The sequence below is a fragment of the Halorubrum sp. AD140 genome (assembly GCF_034497445.1).
GTDB lineage: Archaea > Halobacteriota > Halobacteria > Halobacteriales > Haloferacaceae > Halorubrum.
In genome coordinates this window covers 15,266-34,907 of sequence record NZ_JAXRUU010000006.1, presented here as the reverse complement: position 1 = coordinate 34,907, position 19,642 = coordinate 15,266, and the positions used below count along the sequence as shown (strand labels likewise).

Genomic DNA, 19,642 nt, shown 5'->3' with positions numbered 1-19,642 from the left:
TATCGGCCGCCGGTCACTTCTCGACAGACTCGCCGTCGGAGTCGGAGACCGGCTCCTCCCCGCCGCGGAGCTGTCGCGGGAGCAGCCCCGACACCAGCCCGCGGAGGATCCGGCCCGGGTCGAGGAAGTACTGCGGGAGCACGACCATCGCGACGGCGACGACGAGCAGTCCGGCACCGAGCGCGACCTCGCCGGCGAACAGCCGGATGACGGCGTAGTTCGCGAGCGGCAGCGCGAACACGAGCGACGCCGCCAGCCCGATCATGTCCATCAGCCCGAGGTTCATCGGAGTCGGGTTGGCGCCCGGCGTTCAAAAGGGGCGCGACGTCGGTTCGGGGGTCGCACCGAACGCACGAGGCGCGCCGAACCGCGACTCGCCCCGAACACCGAACCGCTATGTGTCGCGCGCGCTCAGGGCGGGTATGTTCACCGGCATCGTCGAGGGCACCGGCAGGGTCCGCGAGCGGACCGAGACCGCGGACGGGCTCCGGCTCCGGATCGGCGTCGACGGGTTCGACGACCTCCATCACGGCCAGTCGATAAGCGTCAGCGGCGTCTGTCTCACGGTCGAGGAGCACGGGGAGACCGCGGGCGACGAGGACGATGCCGAGGAGAGCTGGTTCGAGGTGTTCCTCGCGAGCGAGACGGTCGCGAAGACGTACCTCGGGGACCTCGTGGAGGGCGACGCGGTCAACGTCGAGCGCGCGATGCCCGCGGACGGGCGGTTCGACGGCCACGTCGTGCAGGGGCACGTGGACACCGTCGCCGAGGTGACGGGGATCGAAAGCGTCGGCGAGGACTGGCGGTTCACGTTCGCGATCCCCGCGGGCCACGCCGACTACCTCGTCGACAAGGGCTCCGTGACGCTCGACGGGATCTCGCTGACGGTCGCCGAGAAGCGCGCGGAGGAGTTCGACGTCGCGATCATCCCGACGACCTACGAGCTCACGACGCTCTCGGAGAAGTCGGTGGGCGACCCGGTCCACCTGGAGGTCGACGTGATCGCGAAGTACGTCGAGAACATGGTCGGCGGGTACTGAGGTCGCTGTTTAGGGTAAGAAGCCGCAGTCGCTCGATTCTCGACCGCGTTGGTCTCACCTAGGAAAACGGTGAAACAGCCGGTCGCTGAGCGGTGCTCGTCGGACGGCCGGTTCGAAATTGGTGGGGTGATATGAACGGGGTGGTCGCTGGGACGGTAACCGCGATCGAAGCCCCAGTCGCTCGGCTCTCAGAAGGCGCTGTCGACGTGATTGAGACCCCCGAAGTCCCAGTCGCCCCTTCGAGTCCCGCCCCGCACCGACAGCACCTCACGCCTCCCCAGCCTTGCGGCTCACGGCTTCGCCGTTCGCCGCGTCCCTCGCGCGCGCTCCTCGGCCGCGGTGCGGCCTCGGAGGCGCGCGCCACCGCACCGCAGATCGGTCGGTTGCCTCCCAGTATGGAGCATCCGCGAGCGAAGCGAGCGGTTCACCGCCGGCTCGGCGTTCGCCTCGCCGGCGGGTTTTTGCCTCCAGGTTTTTCGAGGAGCGGTTCGCGAAGCGAACCCGACGAGAAAACGGTGGTCAGGCGTCCTTCGCGCCCTTCACGGTCTCGCGGACCGCGTCGACGCCCTCGTCGTGGAGCAGGTCGCCGACGACGATCACGTCGCTGTGGGCGGCCATCTCGTTGGCCGACTCGTAGTCGTGGATCCCGCCACCGTAGAAGAGCGTGGCGTCGTCGAGCGCGTCGTGGGCGGCCGCGACCTTCTCCGTGTCGCCGAAGATGCCGGAGTACTCGACGTAGACGATCTCCTGGCCGAACATCCGCTCCGCGACCTTCGCGTACGCCGCCACGTCGTCGGCCGCGAGGTCGCAGTTCGCGTTCGTCAGCTCCGCGACCGCGGCGTCGGGGTTGAGGACGATGTACGCCTCGGTGTGCGTCCGGTCCCAGTCCAGATCGTCGATGCGGACCCACTCCTTGTGCGCGCCGGTGATCCAGAACGGGCCGCCGGCGTTGAACACGGTCGGGATCAGGTATCCCTCGAGGGCGGGCGAGTCGATGACGACGCCCGGGTTCGACGGCTCCTGGTACAGCGGCACGTCGTACTCCGCGGCGGCGTCGACGACGCGGGTCATCTTCTCCGCGGTGACGTCGAGGGTCCCGCCGATCTCGATCGCGTCGGTTCCGGTGCGGCAGACGTCCTCGAAGGTCTCGCCGTCCCGCAGTTCCTTGTCGGGATCGACCTTCAGCACGTGGTCCCAGTCGTCCCACGGGTTGCTCATCGGAAACGACTCCACCGGGCGGCACCAAAAAGGTGCGGAACCTGCCTCGCCGTCCCGCCGTGGAGCGTCGTCCGGCCGTCGAGCGGTGCCCAGCGCCGACGGCGTCCCGGTCAGAGCAGGTCGTCGAGCTCGTCGTTCCGGAACGCCTCGGCTGGGTTCGTCCGTTCCGCCGGCTCGTCGCGGACCGCCTGCCGGGCCCGCTCGAGGAACGCCTCCACCCGACGAGAGCGCTCGACGCCGGCGAGGAGGACGAGCGCCGCGATCCGGTCGGAGTCGAGCGGGAAGTCGCCGCCGCGGACCTGCATCGAGCCGGTCTCCTCCTGGAGCCACTTTCGGGCCTTCTCCGCGCCCTTCCGGGAGATGCGGTCGGGGTCGCCGGCGACGGCGACGAGGGCGGCGTCGGCCGCCGTCGCGTTCGGGAGCGACATCCCCGTCATCACCGCGCTTCGGACGACGCTCATCACGGTCGTGACGTTCTCCTCGGCGTCCTCGGCGGCCGGCGCCGAGGCGAATCCGACCGCCGCCATTCCGCCGGCCCGCAGCGTGTTGATCACCTCGCTCGTGTCGACGACCGACTCGGCGACGCCCTCGACGGACTCGCCGGCGGCCAGGAGGAGACCGACGCGTCGCGCCATCGACTCGTTGACCGCCGCGTGGCCGCCCTCCACCGACTCCCCCGCGGAGCGCCACGCGTCGTTGTCGAGCAGGACCGTCGCGTCCGCCTCCCGGGCCAGCGTCTTCAGCGACCGGCCCGCGTTCACCTGGTACATCGTCCCCTCGTCGCGACCGGGGAGGATCCCGATCGCATACACCGGGACGTCGTACACCCGGCGCAGCTCGCGGACCAGCACCGGCGCGCCGCCGGAACCGGTGCCGCCGCCGAGCCCGGCGATCACGAACAGCGCCTCGGCCTCCGCCGTCACCTTCGGCGCGACCGCGTCCAACACCTCGACGGCGTCCTCGTCCATCACCGCGGCGCCGAGCTCGTTGTCGCCGCCGACGCCGTAACCGTTCACCCGCGACTGCCCGACGAGGACCGTGTCGAGCGGGAGGGGATCGAGGTCCGCGACGGCCGTGTTGACCGCGAGCGCCTCCAGCACCGCGCCGTAGCCGGCGTCGGCGTCGAACCGAACCAGGGCGGTCGCGAGCTTCCCGCCCGCCTGCCCGACGCCGAGGAGGACTGCCTTCATGATCGGAGCGTACCCAATCCGGCGTATTACGCTTTCCCCCGGAATTTAAGTACGAAATCGAGGCCAGTCGCGAGCATGTCGAACGCCACCGACGAGACCGACCGGACGCCCGACGGCGAGCGATCCCGTCACGGAGGCAACTCCGAAGACCCCGGAGACACCGCGGCCGCCGCCCGCCTCGACGAGCGACTGCGCGCCGTCGAGCGCGCACTGACCGGAACCGACGCCGCCGTGGCCGACCTCACCGACGAGGCGACGGCGGCGTCGGAGCGGGCCGCCCTCGCGTCACGCGTGGAGGATCTCGAATCGCGGGTCGAGGAGCTGGAGGCCGCGACGCAGGCGATCCGAGGGTACGTGGGGTCGGTCCGGGCGGTCAACGCCGAGGTCGAGCGGCGAGCCGACCTGGCGTTGGCGAGGGCCACCCGCGGGGCGGGAACCGACGAAGCGAACGGCGCTGCGACCGGAGACGACGAGGAGACGCCGGTCGACGGGCTACCCGGCGACGACGCGCTCGACGCCGCGGTCCCGCGGAGCCGACGGCGGCGTCCGGGCGAGGAGGCCACGACCGAAGTCGGCGAGGAGCTGACGGCCGACCGCGACGGCGCGGGCGGGTCGTGGCGAGACGGGGCGCTGGAGCGCCTGCGTGAGTCGCTGTAACCCGGCTCTCCCGGCGGGGGGCGACGCGTGATCCGCGTCGTGCTCACCGTCCTGGTCGCGGTCGCCCTCCTCGCGGCCGCGACGCCCGCGCTGACGGACGCGCGGGCCGCCACGACCGCCGAGCGGCTCGACTCCGAGTCGGACCGGATCGAGCGGGCCGTCGGCGAGATCGCCGCGGGCTCCGTGAGCGTCGAGGACCCCGCACTCGCCGCGCGGACGACGGTGACCGTCCGCGCACCGACCGGGTTCGCGGCGGCTCCGGTGGATCGCGTCGCGCTCGTGGAGACAGAGAACGCCGAGGGCGACGAGGTCGCCCTCCGGTACCAGATCGGGGGCGAAGCCGCGCGAACCGTGTCGATCGCGCCGGTGGCCGCCGGCGCGACAGTCGACGTCGACGGCGGCGCGATCGAACTCCGGCCGGCCGGCGAGAGCCGACTCGCCCTCCGACTCGTCGACGACGACGGACCGACGGTCCGGATCGCGCGGCTCGGGTGAGGGTTTATACCCGATACGGGGGGCACGCCCGCCATGGAGTTCGACCTGTCATCGGTTCCGCGGCTCGGCGGCGAGGACTCGCTTCGGTCGCTCCCGTGGAGCGACGCCGAGAGCGGCTGTCGGTGTGACCCGGCGTTCAGAGAACCGGTCGGGACGGGCGTCGACGACCGAGTCGTGCTCGCCGTCGACGCGGAGGACTGTCCGGGACGGGGCGACCTCGCCGCCAGTCCCGACTGTCTGGCGACGGTCGTGGAGGCCCTGACCGAGCGCGACGCCGACGTGATCCGGACGCGCCACCGGGGGCGCGAGCGGGCGTACGCCGGACGGGCCGCCGCGTGTCTGGTCGCGGCGGGACGGTTCCGGGAGCAGATCGCGTTCCACGAGACGCGGCTGGCGGACCGGGTGGCCCGCGACCCCGTCGGAGCCGCGCGGGAGGCGACCGGGCGCGTCGGAGCGCCGAACCGGATCGCCGTCGGGACGGGGCTGGCCGAGGTGGTGGCGGGAGCGGAGGGGAACGGAGACGTGATTCGGGCGCACGCGGGACCGCGGATCGCGGCGACGCGGATCGCGGCCGAGCCGCCGCCGGGGGCCGCGCTCGTCGACCGCTGGGAGGTCGACACCGGCGCGACCGTTCGGCTGTACGAGGGATCGGGACCGCTCCGGACGTACCACCTCACGCCGCCGGTTCGAGACCTCGACGACGGGGCTATCGAACGGCTCGACGCCGCCAAGCGACGGCTGCTCGACGATCCAAGCGGCGGCGACAGGGCACCCGGCCGCGCGGTTCGGGCGGTCGCGGAGGACGGCGACCCCGTGTCGACGCTCTCGGAGGTGCTCCGGCGGCACACGCGCGGGTACGGCGCGTTCGAGCACGTGTTCGCCGACGACCGCGTGAGCGACGCGACGCTGTCGGCGCCGGTGACCGAGAACCCGCTCCGCGTCGTCGTCGACGGGGAGCGCTGTCGCACGAACGTGCGGCTCCCGCCCGAGGGGGCCGCCACGCTGGCGTCTCGACTCCGTCGAACGAGCGGCCGAGGCTTCTCCCGAGCGAGTCCGACGCTCGACGCGACGATAGAGACGGCGAGCGGCCGCGTCCGCGTCGCCGCGACGACCGATCCCGCCAGCGACGGGCTCTCGTTCGCCTTCCGCCGCGGCGATCCCGACGCGTGGACGCTCGCCCGACTCGTGGACGTCGGAACGGTGACGGCGGCGGCCGCCGGCCTCCTCTCCGTCGCCGTGGAACGCGGCGTCACCGGGCTCGTCGCCGGCGGGCGGGGCGCGGGCAAGACGACTGCGCTCGGCTCCCTGCTCTGGGAGCTTCCCCCGGAGACCCGGTCGGTCCTGATCGAAGACACCCCCGAGCTGCCGGCGAGCGCCCTGGCGGCCGCGGGCCGAGACGCCCAGCGGCTCCGCGTCGGCGACGGCGCGGAACCGTCGCCGCGCGAGGCGGTCCGAACCGCGCTCCGGCTCGGCGGGGGTGCGCTCGTCGTCGGCGAGGTCCGCGGCGAGGAGGCGCAGGCGCTCTACGAGGCGATGCGGGTCGGCGCGGCGGGAGAAACCGTCCTCGGAACGATCCACGGCGAGACCCCTCAGGCCGTCCGGGAGCGCGTCGTCTCCGATCTCGGCGTGTCGCCGTCGTCGTTCGCCGCGACCGACCTGATCGTCCTCCTCGAGGACCACCGCGTCGACGCGATCGCCGAGGTCGCCGAACACGACGACGGCGCCGCGTTCGACGCGCTGTTCGAGCGCACGGACGCCGGGCTGGTCCCGAGCGGACGGATCGACCGAGGAGAGAGTCGACTCATCGAGGAGCTCTCGAGGCCCGGCGAGTCCTACGCCGCGGTCAGACAGGGTATCGAGGAGCGCGAGGCGCGGATCCGCGAGGCGACCGCCGCCGGTCGGACAACCCCCGAGCACTACGTGGAGACGCTCGAGGCCGCCGACACCAATGCCGTCGGCAGTGAACGATGACGCGTCCGAGCGGCGGCTCCGAAAATATGAGATCGCGGCGAACGACCGGCGAGAACGCCGGGTCCGATGAGCTCCAGCGAGCGATCGCGTTCCTCGGCTGGGGCGCGTCGGCAGAGCGCGTCGTCCAGCGGGGATATCGGGTGGGGCTCGGCGCGGGGCTCCTCTGTGCCGCCGGCGTCGCGCTCGGCGTCGGTCCGGTCCCGGGGGCGCTCGTCGGACTCGTCTGCGCGCTGGCTTCCACGCACGTCGTCCATCGGCTCCCGATATGGCTCGCCACGCTTCGGCGGACGAGGGCACTCGGGGCCGCCCCGGGCCTCGTCGGACGCCTCGTGTTGCGGATGCGGCTGGACCCGTCGACGGAGCGGGCCGTCCGGTTCGCCGCCCGGACCGGCGACGGACCCCTCGCCGAGGAACTGGCCCGTCACGAGCGCGGGAGCGCCGACGCCCCGACGAGCGGGCTGCGGGCGTTCGCCCGCGAGTGGCAGCCGTGGTTCCCCGCGATCGACCGCGCCGCGGCCCTGCTCCGGACGGCGGCGTCCGCCCCGGCCGAGCGGCGAGGCCGGTGTCTCGACCGCGCCCTCGACGCGACGATCGCCGGGACGACCGACCGGCTCGCGTCGTTCGTCGGGGCGGTCCGCGGTCCCGTCTCGGCGCTGTACGCGTTCGGGGTGCTCCTCCCGATGGCGCTGATCGCCCTGCTGCCTGCAGCCGCCGCCTCCGGCGTCCCGGTCGGATCGGGAGTCGTCGCGGGGCTGTACCTCGTCGTGCTCCCGGTCGGACTGCTGGGCGCGTCGGCGTGGCTGCTCTCGCGCAGACCGGTCGCGTTCGCGCCGCCGTCGATCGACGCCGACCACCCCGACGTTCCGGGTCGGGCTCGGCTGGCGATCGCCGTCGGCGTCGCCGCCGGTACCGTCGCGGCCGCGGGAGCCACGCGGCTGGTCGCCGGCTGGGCCGGGCCCGTGTCCGGGATCGGCGTCGGTGCCGGGACGGCGCTCCTCGTCGGTGTGAGACACCGTCGGGCCGTCCTGTCGGAGGTGCGCGCGGTCGAGCGCGGGCTTCCCGACGCCATGACGGTGATCGGCGGCGACGTCGCGGAAGGCGCGGCCGTCGAGACCGCGGTTGCGAACGCGGGCGAACGGCTGGACGGCGTGACGGGAGCGGTGTTCGAGCGGGCCGGGCGACGAAGCGAAACGCTTCGCGTCGACGTACGCGAGGCGTTTCTCGGTCGGGGCGGTCCGGCCGTGTCGGTGCCGTCGCCGCGGGTGCGCGGAGCGATCGCGCTGCTCGCCGTCGCCGCGCGGGAGGGTCGTCCCGCCGGCGACGTCCTCCTCGAACTCGCCGACCAACTGGAGGACCTTCGGGGACTCGAAGCCGACGCGCGCCGACAGCTCGCGACCGTGACGGGGACGCTGACGAACACGGCCGCGGCGTTCGCGCCGCTCGTCGGCGGGGCGACGGTCGCGCTCGCGACCGGGATCGACACGGTGGACGCCGGGGGACTCGGTGCCGGAGCCACGGCCGGCGCGGACGCGCTCGGAATCGGCGGAACGGGCGGCGTCGAGGGTGCGGACGCCAGCGGCGTAACGGCGGACCCGGGCGGCGAAGCGCGCGGTTCCGGGACGCTCTCGGTCCCGGTGCTCGGTCGGATCGTCGGCGCGTACGTCCTGATCCTCGCGGCGCTACTTACCGCGCTGGCGACCGGGCTGGAGCGCGGCTTCGACCGAACGCTGGTCGCCTATCGGGTCGGGATCGCGTTGCCGACCGCGACCGGGACGTACCTCGTCGCCTTCGTCGGCGCCGGCGCGCTTCTGTAGGGACCGATCGATGTCCGCGACCGATCGTTTATATACTAACACGGGGCCAGCCGCCCCATGTTCGAGACCCACCTCGACGCGACGTACGCGTGGCTCGGCCTCGCGGTGGTGAGCGTCGCGACGGCCGGCGTCGCCGCGGCGCTACCGGCGTCGCCGCCTCCGGACGCGAGCGGCGCCGCGCACACGATCGACGCGGTCGCAGAGGGAGAGTACCCCGCGACGGCCGAGCACGGCCTCGCGGCTGACCGCATCCGCGTCACGTCCCGAACCGTCGCGCTCGACGGAGACGGGGGGAGCGCCCGAGCCTCGCTCCGCGCGTCGCGGGTGACGCCGGTGCCGGCTGACGGCCACGGAACGGCCGACGACGACCGGCTCCGACGGGTGCTCGACGGCGTCCCGCCGGACGCCGCGTTCGACGACCCGGACGCCTTGGCGACGGCCGCCGAACGCGCGCGAACGGGCGACCACGAGTGGAGTCCGGCGCCGGCGCGGCTGACGGTGCGGCGGGTCCACTACGGGGGTGTACATGTCACGCTCGTCGGCTGAGAGCTCCGAGGGCGGAACGCCGTCGAGGGATCGAGCTGCCGTCGAGCCGCTCGCCGCGCTGGTCGCGGTGCTGGCCGTCGGCGCGGCACTGAGCCTGTACGCGGCCGCGCTCGACGACGCGACGGTCGACCGAGAGCGACCGACCGCCGAACTGACTCTCGATCGGGTGGAGGCGACGGCGACGTCCGGCGGCGTCGTCGACCCAGATCGACTCCGCGACATCGAGGAGTTCCGATACCCGACGGCGGTGGTGCTAGAGGCGGACGGGGGGACATGGCGGGTCGAGTCGGGGAGGGACGCGCCCCACGCGACCGTCGACCGAAGGGGAGACGCGACCGCGGTCGCCGAGCGTGCGGTGACGGTCCGTGTGGACCCGGGACGGAACGTCCGCGGGACGCTTCGGGCGGTGGTGCGGCGATGACGAGCACCGTGCTCGACGTGACGGTGCTGCTCCTGTGTGTGTCCGCGAGCGTCGTGACGCTCGGGGGCGTCGGCGACGACGCGGACGTGAGAGGCCCGACCGCGGCCGAGACGGCCGACCGCCTGGTGACGGAGACGGAAACGGTGACGTACCGCTCGCCGGCGGCGGCGAACGACACGCGAACGGTCCACGCGACGCGCGCGGAGCTGTTGGCACTCCTCGTCGGGAACAACGGAGAGAGGGCTGGACACCAACAGCGTACAGACGGAGACGGCGGAGCGTCGTTCGAGTTGCGAGCGACGGAGGCCGTCGAGGCGGGCCTGGGACCGAGAACGCGGATCGACGTCGACGTCCCGACTGCGAACCGAACGGCGGGACCCGAGACACCGACCGACGACCGCTCAGACGCCGGTCCACGAACCGGTCGGCGGCTGGTCGGCGCCGTCGAGTCGCCGGGAGCGTCGACCCCGTCCGTGACGTCCGAAGGCGACGGGACCGCGATCGATCACGACGGCTCGGATCGGGGCGGGTCAGGCCGAAACGGCCGTTCCGCGCCGCCGGTCACCGTCGGCGGCGAACCGCCGCGGGACGCCGACGTCACGACCGCGGTCGTCACGCAACCCGCGCCGGATGGAACCGAGGCGACCGGTCCGGTCCGGATCGTCGTCAGGAGGTGGTGAGCGTGTGGAAACGGGGCGTGACCGGAGGCACGTTGAGACGTGACTCGAACCGGAACGCCGGGCGGTCTGAGCGGCAGAACGGGAGTGGTCCCCGTACCTTCACGGTCGACGAGCGGGCTCGCGTCCCCTTCGCGCTGATCGGCGTCCTGCTGCTCGTGACGAGCTCGACGTACGCGGCGGGGATCGTCGACCAGGGACTCGTCGGGGAAGACCGAAACGTCGAGCGGGCCGTCGAACGCGTCGAGGCGGACTCGACCGCCGCACTCCGCGCCGCGGCACGCGAGGCGGCACACGACGCGGCCGCGGAGCCGGTGACGCGGGCACCGAAAGGATCCGACGGCGGTACGGGGGCGGTGCGGGAGGGCTCCGCCTTCGAGGACGCCTTTCGGATCCGACTCGCGATCGCGGGCGCCGACGCCCTCTCCGCCGTCGACGCCGAGGTCGGAGGGGTGACGGCGACGACGTCGCTCCCGTCGGTCGACGACCGGAGCGATCTGTCGGCGGCGCGCGACCGCGTCGACGTCGAGCCGACGGCGAACGGGACGGCGACGCGCGTGACGTTCGAGGGCGTCGAGACGCGCGCGACCCGAGACGGACGGACGGTGGCGAACCGCACCGCGGACAGGACCGTCGTGGTGGCCGTGCCGACGCTCGCCGCCCACGAGCGGACGGAGCGGTTCGAGGAGCGACTCGACAGGGGTCCGGTCGAGGGGCCGGGGCTCGGGCGACAGGTCACCGCGAGCCTCTACCCGATGACGTGGGCTCGCGGGTACGGCCAGTAACAAATTGAATCCTGTGTAGGACCTGTTAATACGGGACTTGGATAACTCCGAGTTAATCTTCAACGTGATTGATAAAATCCTCAGCAAGATCCACGCAAAATTGAGCATCACTTATTGCTCTCTCACCATCCGTTGTGTCAAATATAAATGATGGCCCAATGTTAAGTGCGGGTGCTCCATATTTTGCCAGTTCATAGAACCGCTCCCAAAACTGAGTTAGGAATATAGCCCTAATTATCTCATCTTTCCGCTCAAAATCGGCAGGTACAGAATCATTGAATCTATCAGTCTCGTGAGAACGGAAGGAAATATCATGCGTTGGTTTGAATTCTTCATCTACGGCTTTATACATTGACTTAACAGCGATCTCAATAGATAATTGGCAATCAATGATGATGTTTTGAATATGTCCGTCAATATCTCTGTTTTTATGTTCAGCATTAACTGCCACAAATTTCAGATATTCGTCGGGGATATCATTCAAATCCTCCCCCATTACAAATTCATCGTTTCTGGCGTCCAAAGGTAGAAAATCTGGGCCGTCATTCTTTATTGAAACTCTATCAATGACCGAGTCTAGCCGCCGCCTTGCTTCGTCAACTTGCGTTTTCGCGTAGTCCAGATTGTCAGTCTCGTCATCCATGGTTTCTAGATATTAATTATAATTTATATTTTTTCCGCAATGGAGTTACTAGTATCGAAACACCCCGAAAAATAAGCAGGTAAGGAAACCCCTGCTGGCTTCAATTCCGGACTATCTCACTAGTCCAGATTGTAGTCTTGAAGGGTCACAGAGGTAAAGTGATGCCGCAACGGGTCTGGAATTAAGATAATTTTGTCAAATGTGTTGGGCATCTCGAAGTGGTCCGACTCCTCGATTGCTTCCACTACCTCGTTGAGTTTCTGTCTCCGACTTCGAGGTGTTCCGATATCGAGGTAGTCTTCGAGGTCATCGGAGTCCGTTCCGATGTAGTCGGCTACTTCGTCCCGGAGTGTCTCTCCATCCTCGTTGAATTTCTCCGGCTCCTCCGTCTGGGGAACGGGTGAGCCTCCGTCCGCCGTCGGAGGATCCATACTCTGGATGTGATTTTTCGCCCGGCTGATTTCTTCATTGACAGCCGGCGGCATGTCGTCTCCCATGGGGAACGCGCCGTCACGTTCACGGATGACCCACCAATCCGGATTGGTAGGGTCAGTGGAGCCGTCAAGAATGTTGGCATCTTCTAGGTTGCTTACCACCGTACTGGTATTGTGGTCAAGATCCAGATCCATCTCCTCCAAGGTTTCTTCTAGTTCCGACTTGGAGAGATCGGGTCCTCCGGGTCGGGTTCCAACCCAGTAATGGGCTGTGAGAGCCTTGATTTGATCCTCAAGGCTGGGGTGATTGTGGTGTCGATTCCGCAGGTCGCTGATGAGGTTCTGTAAACTCAATGTCTGTTAGGTGACGAAGAGTTTCTTCGCCTCTCCGCAGTAAGATTTATAAACCGACAGGAATAGCATCTCACTGTCGTCACCAGCGAAGTGCTTGCTCCGAAGAGGGACCGTTCGGACCTGCTGCCACAGGTTCGAACCAATCCGACTTTTCCAGTTCCGCATCATCGATAGTTGCTCTCTTTTTCTAGTCGGGTTGAGGGGATTGAAGTATATAAATATTACGCAGGTCAATATAATTATAGTATTTTTTAGGCACGCCAAAATTAGGGGCTTAGGAGCCTACAGATGCCAATATTCTAAATATGGTTTGTTCTATAGAGTTGGTATATCAGCGGAATCAGCGGATTCAGTATTACTTGAATGAACCATCACACACCAATAAACAGTATTTTAACCCAATGAAGCCGGAAAATGGAACAGCACTATACTGGATCTACAATCGTTCCCGGATCACCGATACTACCGTCTGCGGGTCCGGCCGGTCGTCGAACTCGTCGATATTCTCTTCAAGTAGATCGCAAATCCGATCCGCAGACAAATCGCCCACTTCTTCGACGTACTGCTCTACGAACGCGTGCTCTGTTTCAGTTAGAGCACCACACCCCATCTCTTCATACCCGCGACTCTCCTTCACCGAGTCGCCAATCTCGGAGAATCTCCCAAGTTGACGCCACCGGGCCATTCCGTTCGTCGTCGGAGTTCCATCACTTCCACAACTCATCTGAGCACACCACAATTCGACGTACGGCGGACAGTTACTCGCATCAAGTCTGTCCCGCTTTTCACGTCCTTCACGGAGGGCTTTGATCGCTGTAAGAACGGGGAGATTCGCGCCTACTTCATGGGGAAGTGCCGTCGTCGCCCCACGATCTGCGTCAAGATCTCGCCGGTTCACGGCAGCCGGTGTCTCCACCTCCTCCGAGATCTGGTGCTCTACGCTAACGTGAACGTCGAAGCCGTCCACTTCACGGAGCGAATCGAAGGTATTCGAGGAGATGTGACCGGGCATCCAGAGAGCGTCATGTGCGTGGGTGTAGGTGTCGGGGGTTGGTGCTGACGGCTTCGACGGAGCGAGCAAAGAGACGCCGGCATACTCCTCCCATACGCCGGCTCGCTTCAACGCACGCCGACGCCGTCGAGTGATTCTCTCCGGGTAGTGATCGCCAGCATTGCCGGAGGGCGTGGCATACGTGATTAGAACAGTAGTGAACTCGTCGTACTCTTGGACAAAGTGGCGGCCTACATCCTTGGTGCGAGCGTACTTCTCCACCTCCGCCTTGTGGGAGTATGCGTGCTCTACTGGAAATTGGTTGACTTCGCCGTCGTCGCCCACCTTTCTGCGAGATCGTCGCTTGGTGGAGAGCCAGAGCGAGAACTTGGCGGTGTGAGTCTCGGGTGTTGGTGCTCTAACTGAATCTGGTGACCCATATTCACGGTACTGCTGTCGTGCCTTCGCGCGGAAATACCGTAATTGTTCGTCGAGCGGTTCATCCTTGGCCGAATTGTGTTCTGTCGTACTCAATTGAAGTCACAGACTGCGGTTCCCTGCCGCTTGGAGTATATAAGTGACCGAAAAAATTAAGTACTCTGAGAACGTACTATAGTATGTACTGAAGTCCTGTTCCAAGCAGGTTCGGTCCCTTCTTACTCAAATTTTCCACATACAAATAGTGGATACAACAGCCAGATTTTCAACAGCCTTATATGTGTATTTGTTCTCTAACTATTTAAATCTTGCTGTTAATTATTGTATATATTTTAATAACTCATTTCTTCGACTTACTGAATATTGGGGATCAGAATTGGCTAAAGTGCTGGAAGAAGTTGATAGAAGACTTGAAGCGGCCAAACAGTTTTTTTTTCTACAGAGGCTAATCGGGAAGCGGTGGAGGTGGGTACAGGGCGACTCACACTATAGTCTTATATATAGTGCAGACTTCCCGCGTTTCCTGTGAAAAATATCTCACTCAATTCTGGGTGCAGGTATACCGGCGATTACTTTAGATATCTCCATATGAAAAACACCCAGTTTCACCTTTGTCTTACTTAAGTACCTCCGAGCGATATATTATATAAATGATGAGAAAAAAGAAAATCCGCGTTTCGGATGCGGAGCATCAACAGTTGACCGAGTATCGAAACAAGAAGTATGGCCCCGAAGTGCCCTATGGCTACGTAATTGCAGAACTACTCGACGGAGGTAATGAATGACCGAAGAATGGACGTTGAATCTCCCCGATGACGTGAGCAGAGAACTTGAGAAAATGGACGAAGATCGCGTAAGCCAAGTCGTGAGTGACGCCTTGCGTGAGGCACTGAACCTTGCTGAGTCGGCTGAGGAGCGGCGTGACGAACTCCGCAAGAGTATGGGGATTGCCTCTTGGGACTCCGAAGAGTTGGCTGAGGACTCCACTGAGGCGTTTCAGAGCGACGTGGAGGCGAAGCAGGCGGAGTTGCGCGACAAGATTACGGGGGCGCGCTAATGGGTAACACAACGACTTTAGAAGTAGAGGTGCCCCGGTCACTAATGCGCCGACTTGGGGGCCACATCAACGACTTACCGGAGGAGGAGCAACGCCGTCTTGAGAGCGCGCCATATCGCCACTCTCCGCAGGCTCAGTGGATGCTTGAAAACTGCGTCCTATCTCGACGAAACCTGCCGGAGTCACTTGATTCTGTGGACGAGATCGAGATCGACGACAGAGGGCGGGTTACGGTAGTTGAGTCGAACGGGCTTTTCCGATAACTATCGCCGTGGTTGTTTGGTTTCCTCCAAGGATCACCAGACGGGATACGGGTAGGGCGTAAGGCGATAGTTCAAAACTGCTTGACTGCGAGTCTTCTTCAATGTCTGTCAGTCAATATGGGATTTCTTCCCCCATTATTGACTTCAATGGTGATGGGCGAACAACGCCCTAATATTTTTAACGATAGAGGCGATACGATGGGGTGATGAACTATCCGGTGCGTTCCGGAGACTATGTTTTCTCCCCTGCCGAGAGTGACAAGGCTCGGCGGGGGCGTCGCTGAAAGACGGCAGCCGTTCAGATAGGGCAACAACTCCCTATATAAATATTCCGCTCGCGGGGCGGAAGTGGTTGGCTACGCTCCTGAATTTGGGCTTTAGAGTCGCTCTTTCCGACTATTTTGTGTTTTTCTTGTTACTCCTTGTCATGCCGTTTATAAGGGAGTACATTGCCCTTTATATACTGAAACTATTGATAGAGGCGGCCAGTATCTTTAAATTAGCACTCGGGACAGTTCTCGGGGGACTACTACTGGACTGGCTCAGAAATCAATCGGCCAATATCGAATAATCTTCTATTCCTCAAAGTCGAACGCGGCTTGACTTTGGTCTACAGCATCAAGCACTTCCTCATCGGTTGGGTTCAGGTACTCCTCGGTCTGTGATACCTGCGAGTGACCGGCATATTGCTGAAGGTGACGGGTACTCATCCCTTCGTTCAGCAGTCGAGTGAGAGCCGTTGAGCGGAGCGCATGGCACGTAATTCGGTGCATTGGTTGTCCCGCGGCGTTGTGATCGATTACTTCCTGAATGTCCGCGTTCTTGGCCGCTTGAGTAACGATGTAGTTGAGCCGATCGGAGGAGATCTGTTCAGTCTGTCGAGACGGAAAGAGATAGTCCGACTTCTCGGCGACAGCGTAGGCGCCTCGGTCAACGTCAATCCACTGTGACATTAGCGGCTTGAGACTATTCTGGTACCGAACAGTTCGATAGTCATCGGTCTTCTCGCCGTAGATGCGAATTTTTCGGGTGTCTCGATCTATGTCTTGCAGACGAATATGTCGAATTTCTCCACGCCGGCAGGCAGTTTGTAGCATGAGTTTTATAATGAGTTCATTACGTAGCGCCGGAGCGGGCACGTTCTCACAGAGGTCACGAATTTCCTCGTCGTCCAAGATGACGTGTTTTCCGCGGATCGCCTTCGACTTGCGAGATTGTACCTTCCGTATCCCATCAAGATCGGTGACGGTCACATCCTCAGTAGGGTTCTCAACTCCTCCGCCAAAATCGCTCGCCGTTTGGTAAAACTTGGAGAGAGCGACGAGAGCGAGATGTATCGTTGTCGGCGCATAGCCGCGATCTCCATCTTGTAAGTATGCTCCGTTGTCTCGGAGTTGCCGGAGGTAGGCTCTGATATGTCCCTCAGATGCCTCGAATACGTCTACATCGTAGGTATCATGTTCTGTGAGCCATGCGCGGAAATCCTCGGCGTGCTTGGCGTAGCGCCTGCCTCTTGACCGCTCAAGTTCAAGCAGAACTCCATCTATTTCCATCGTTAAGCCCTCCGGTAAAAGTACGTGCTACGCCCATCTCCGTAGGGTTCACCAAAGTATCGCTGGACCGATCCCATCTCGTCGGCAAGTTCTTCGAGAACACTGTCGGCGGTTTCTTCCTCGACGCCAACCTCTGCGGCAATGTCCCCGACCTTAGCCGCCCACTGTTCGCCGTCGTCTAAGTCCTTGCCCTCATCAGTTGGAAGAGACTGCAACACGTCTCCCTGTAGGTCGTAAGCCCCTTCGCCAGATTCGACTTCCAATTTGCTCATACGCTTCTCTACGGATGACAGGCGGCTATCGATCCCTTCGAGAGTATCGGCCATTTGCAAGACCGTATCCTGCAACTCGGCAGGGATCCCACCGCTTTCTTTCGCCGGATTTTCGTCTGCTACTTCTCGCTGAACGGCTACCCGAACGAGTTGAGACATGGACTCATAGGGTGCAGTATCGCCCTCTGTGAGTGCCTTCCACTCCTTGTGTTGCCGCTCAGAAACGAGTGCATGTATTCGCTTATCGTACCTCGGAGTTTCGTCACTCTGACCCATACTCAACTCTACGGGGAGTACCTGTTAAGGTCTTGTGTATAATTTTACTGAGTACGCCCAGTACGCCGGCGCGCCGGTCGAGAACGTCCTCGCGAATCGACACGTGGAGCTGTCGACGAACGCGGGGCTGGTCCGGACCCAGCGGGCCGTCTTCGGGACGAGCGACCCGGACGCGCGGGGCGGCGTCGCGCGGGCGTCGGCGCAGACCGGCGCGGCCGACCTGCTCGAACCGACCGGAGTCAAGGAGGCCGCGTGGAGCGACGCGGTGCTCGGGGCGTCGACGCCGACGGGAACCGCGAACGGCTCGGAAGGGGGAGGCGACGCGGGTGAGACGCCGAGCGAGGACGCCGCGTTCGAGCCGGAACGAGACCGGACGAACGAGGAGACGCCGGTCCGGATCGGACACGCCGCCGACGCGGGGGCGACCCGCGTCCACGACGACCTCGACGAGGTCGTCGAGGGGGCGTATCGCGTGGAAGCGAACGCGGAGACGGAGACGACGCAGATCGCGGACGGCGGACGACTCGATCCGCCGGTACCGGACGCCGGGTCGGCAGGAGACTGGGAGCGCGTCGACGTCGACACGTCGACGGGATCGCCGCGCGTGTCGGGAAGCGGCGTGCCGCGCGGCGTTCCCTCGGGAACCGTCGATCCCGGAGCGCGTGTGTCGTTCGGGGACGCGACCCGCGAGGTGTCCGTCGAACGCGCCGTGACCGCGACGTGGGAACAGGAGGTCGTCGAGCGGGGACCGAACGGGAGCGTCGTCGACAGGACCGTCCGTCGCGCGACCACGAGCGACGAGGCGACGGATCGGTACCGGGTTCGAGTCTCGGTGACCGGGCGCCACGCGCCCCGCGACGACGCGCCGGACCGACCCGCCGCGACGTTCGGTGCAGGGGACGTGGGCGACGGCCGGGACCTCCGGGACGCTCCCCCGGCGGCCCGGGAGTCGCTCGGCGTCGACACGGCGGCCGGCGTGGACCGGCTCGCCCGCGACGCGGTACGGACGGGCGACCGGCGCGACTCGACGGTCGTCCACGGGTCACGGACCGACGCCGAGCGCGACCGCGTGGCGGCCGACGTCGCCGCGCTCGCCGCGGAGGTCCGCGAGATCGAGACCGACGCGTCGATGGAGGACGCGGCGACGGGCGACGCCGAGCCGTACGCGGACCTCGCCGACGCGGTGCGGGACCGTCGTTCGTCCCTCGTCGACGCGCCGACGACGTACGACGGCGCGGCGGATCGGGCTCGCGTCGCCGCCCGCGCCGCGTACGTCGACGCCGTGATCGCGGAGCTGGAGGCGGCGGCGGACGATCGCGAGACGGCGACAGACGACTTCCTCGATCGGGTGAACGGCGCGTTCGAGGGCCCCGGCGTCGGCGAGGTGATCGACAGCCGCGAGGCCGCTCGCGACCCGGGCACCTACGCGGTCGACGGCCCGGGCGGCGCGGTGACGTTCTCGCCGCGCGGATCCCCCGGCTACCTCCCGCGGACGGCCGTCGACGGGACGCAAGCGGCCGGCGTGAACGGGACCACGACCCGGCCGCTCGCCGTCCGCAACGTGAACTACGTGACGGTCCCCTACAGCGACGTTTCGAGCGGGATCGTCGACCGGATCCTCGGGTCTGGAAGCTCGGTGCGCGTGAGCACCGCCGGCCGGGCGCTCCTGCTGGCCGAGGAGGCGCTGAACGAGGAGGAAGACCCCGACCTTCGGGCGGACCGAGATGCGCTCTCGAGGCAAGTGGACGGGTCGTTGCGCGCCGTCGACAGCGAGCTGTCCGGCGAGCTCGCGGACCGAACCTCGCTGACGTCCGCCGAGCGGCGCGGGGCGCTCGACGAGGCCGCGACGGCCTACGAGTCACCGGGAGAGCGCGCGGTCGCGGTCGGCGACGGCAAGTACGCCGAACGCGTCGCGGCCGAGGCGGCGGCGGAGGCGTCGCTGTCGACGGCGGCCGAGGCGTCGCTGGCCGCACACCTCCGCGTCGAGGACCCGACGAGCGACGCGCGGAGCCTGCTCAGGGATCGGATGGAACGGACGATCGAGGACGAGACCGCTCGCGCCGGGGAGGCGGCGACGGGAGAGCTGAGCGAGCGGGCGACCGAGGAGCTCGGCGAGGAGTGGTCGATGGAGCCGGCCCGGAGCGTGGGCGCGGGACTGCCGGTCGCGCCGGTGCCGGGGTACTGGGTGACGACGGTGAACGCGTGGCGCGTGCAGGTCCGTGGAGAGTACCCGCGGTTCACGCTGCGCGCCGACGTCGGAACGCCGGACGAACCGTTCGAATACGTTCGACGGGAGGGCGACGTGACCATCGACGTCGGTGGAGACACCGTTCGGCTCGGCGAGACGGAACCGATTCGGTTCGAGACGGAGACGGTCGTCGCGGTCGCGGTGCCGGCCGGGCCGCCCGGCGTGGGCGACGTCGACGGGACCCGCGACGAGGCCTCCGGCGGATGGCCGTGTCCCGGCGCGATGGGGGAGGCGCGCGAAGGTGGCGAGCGATGTGCGTCCCCGTGATCCGACCGCAGCCGTTTTGAGACGCGACGACC

18 protein-coding genes and 1 pseudogene are annotated in these 19,642 nt (G+C 66.0%); 11 read left to right on the top strand and 8 right to left on the bottom strand.

What is annotated here, in order from left to right; all coding sequences use genetic code 11:
* Nucleotides 1-13: 13 nt before the first annotated feature.
* Nucleotides 14-286 (bottom strand): hypothetical protein, encoded by a 273-nt coding sequence (locus U4E84_RS02795; protein WP_322530580.1) that lies wholly within the window; start codon nt 284-286, stop codon nt 14-16.
* Between the two features lie 136 nt (nt 287-422).
* Here U4E84_RS02795 and U4E84_RS02790 point away from each other — a divergent pair, with 136 nt between their 5' ends.
* Nucleotides 423-1,040 carry a riboflavin synthase gene (locus tag U4E84_RS02790; RefSeq protein WP_322530579.1) on the top strand — a complete coding sequence of 206 codons (618 nt, stop codon included), beginning with the start codon at nt 423-425 and terminating at the stop codon, nt 1,038-1,040.
* Nucleotides 1,041-1,559: 519 nt separating this feature from the next.
* On the opposite strand, the gene U4E84_RS02785 is transcribed toward U4E84_RS02790, so the two are convergent.
* Complete coding sequence (locus tag U4E84_RS02785; RefSeq protein ID WP_322530578.1) at nt 1,560-2,258, bottom strand: phosphoglycerol geranylgeranyltransferase; 699 nt, start codon at nt 2,256-2,258, stop codon at nt 1,560-1,562.
* Between the two features lie 110 nt (nt 2,259-2,368).
* The gene (locus U4E84_RS02780; RefSeq protein WP_322530577.1) at nt 2,369-3,448 is read right to left on the bottom strand and encodes a tubulin/FtsZ family protein; all 1,080 of its coding nucleotides are present in this window, start codon (nt 3,446-3,448) and stop codon (nt 2,369-2,371) included.
* 75 nt (nt 3,449-3,523) lie between these two features.
* Here U4E84_RS02780 and U4E84_RS02775 point away from each other — a divergent pair, with 75 nt between their 5' ends.
* The 8 genes and pseudogenes from U4E84_RS02775 to U4E84_RS02740 all read left to right on the top strand — a co-directional run.
* Nucleotides 3,524-4,105, top strand: coding sequence for a hypothetical protein (locus U4E84_RS02775; protein ID WP_322530576.1), 582 nt, complete (start codon nt 3,524-3,526; stop codon nt 4,103-4,105).
* A 27-nt stretch (nt 4,106-4,132) separates the two neighbouring features.
* The gene (locus U4E84_RS02770; RefSeq protein WP_322530575.1) at nt 4,133-4,600 is read left to right on the top strand and encodes a hypothetical protein; all 468 of its coding nucleotides are present in this window, start codon (nt 4,133-4,135) and stop codon (nt 4,598-4,600) included.
* Nucleotides 4,601-4,633: 33 nt separating this feature from the next.
* A complete protein-coding gene (locus tag U4E84_RS02765) occupies nt 4,634-6,571 on the top strand; it encodes an ATPase, T2SS/T4P/T4SS family (protein WP_322530574.1) in 1,938 nt (645 codons plus the stop codon).
* Nucleotides 6,572-6,597: 26 nt separating this feature from the next.
* A complete protein-coding gene (locus U4E84_RS02760; RefSeq protein ID WP_322530573.1) occupies nt 6,598-8,385 on the top strand; it encodes a type II secretion system protein in 1,788 nt (595 codons plus the stop codon).
* A gap of 57 nt (nt 8,386-8,442) precedes the next feature.
* Entirely contained in the window at nt 8,443-8,931 is a 489-nt protein-coding gene (locus U4E84_RS02755; RefSeq protein ID WP_322530572.1) for a hypothetical protein, read from the top strand.
* Nucleotides 8,912-9,352 carry a hypothetical protein gene (locus U4E84_RS02750; protein WP_322530571.1) on the top strand — a complete coding sequence of 147 codons (441 nt, stop codon included), beginning with the start codon at nt 8,912-8,914 and terminating at the stop codon, nt 9,350-9,352. The genes U4E84_RS02755 and U4E84_RS02750 overlap by 20 nt, the downstream gene beginning before the upstream one ends.
* A complete protein-coding gene (locus U4E84_RS02745) occupies nt 9,349-10,032 on the top strand; it encodes a hypothetical protein (protein WP_322530570.1) in 684 nt (227 codons plus the stop codon). The genes U4E84_RS02750 and U4E84_RS02745 overlap by 4 nt, the downstream gene beginning before the upstream one ends.
* A 32-nt stretch (nt 10,033-10,064) precedes the next feature.
* Nucleotides 10,065-10,856 (top strand): annotated as a pseudogene (locus U4E84_RS02740) (hypothetical protein); the annotation flags it as partial.
* Between the two features lie 10 nt (nt 10,857-10,866).
* Here U4E84_RS02740 and U4E84_RS02735 read toward each other — a convergent pair.
* The 3 genes from U4E84_RS02735 to U4E84_RS02725 form a co-directional block, all read right to left on the bottom strand.
* Nucleotides 10,867-11,457 carry a hypothetical protein gene (locus tag U4E84_RS02735; RefSeq protein WP_322530569.1) on the bottom strand — a complete coding sequence of 197 codons (591 nt, stop codon included), beginning with the start codon at nt 11,455-11,457 and terminating at the stop codon, nt 10,867-10,869.
* A gap of 119 nt (nt 11,458-11,576) precedes the next feature.
* A complete protein-coding gene (locus U4E84_RS02730; protein WP_322530568.1) occupies nt 11,577-12,095 on the bottom strand; it encodes a hypothetical protein in 519 nt (172 codons plus the stop codon).
* Nucleotides 12,096-12,681: 586 nt separating this feature from the next.
* Nucleotides 12,682-13,581 (bottom strand): hypothetical protein, encoded by a 900-nt coding sequence (locus U4E84_RS02725; protein WP_322530567.1) that lies wholly within the window; start codon nt 13,579-13,581, stop codon nt 12,682-12,684.
* Between the two features lie 874 nt (nt 13,582-14,455).
* On the opposite strand from U4E84_RS02725, the gene U4E84_RS02720 reads away from it, so the two are divergent.
* A complete protein-coding gene (locus U4E84_RS02720; protein ID WP_322530566.1) occupies nt 14,456-14,731 on the top strand; it encodes a hypothetical protein in 276 nt (91 codons plus the stop codon).
* Nucleotides 14,732-15,569: 838 nt separating this feature from the next.
* Here the strand turns inward: U4E84_RS02720 and U4E84_RS02715 are convergent.
* Nucleotides 15,570-16,547: a site-specific integrase gene (locus tag U4E84_RS02715; protein WP_322530564.1), complete on the bottom strand. Its 978-nt coding sequence runs from the start codon at nt 16,545-16,547 to the stop codon at nt 15,570-15,572.
* A 2-nt stretch (nt 16,548-16,549) separates the two neighbouring features.
* Entirely contained in the window at nt 16,550-17,095 is a 546-nt protein-coding gene (locus tag U4E84_RS02710) for a hypothetical protein (protein WP_322530563.1), read from the bottom strand.
* Between the two features lie 34 nt (nt 17,096-17,129).
* Here U4E84_RS02710 and U4E84_RS02705 point away from each other — a divergent pair, with 34 nt between their 5' ends.
* Entirely contained in the window at nt 17,130-19,610 is a 2,481-nt protein-coding gene (locus U4E84_RS02705) for a hypothetical protein (protein ID WP_322530562.1), read from the top strand.
* Nucleotides 19,611-19,642 lie beyond the last annotated feature (32 nt).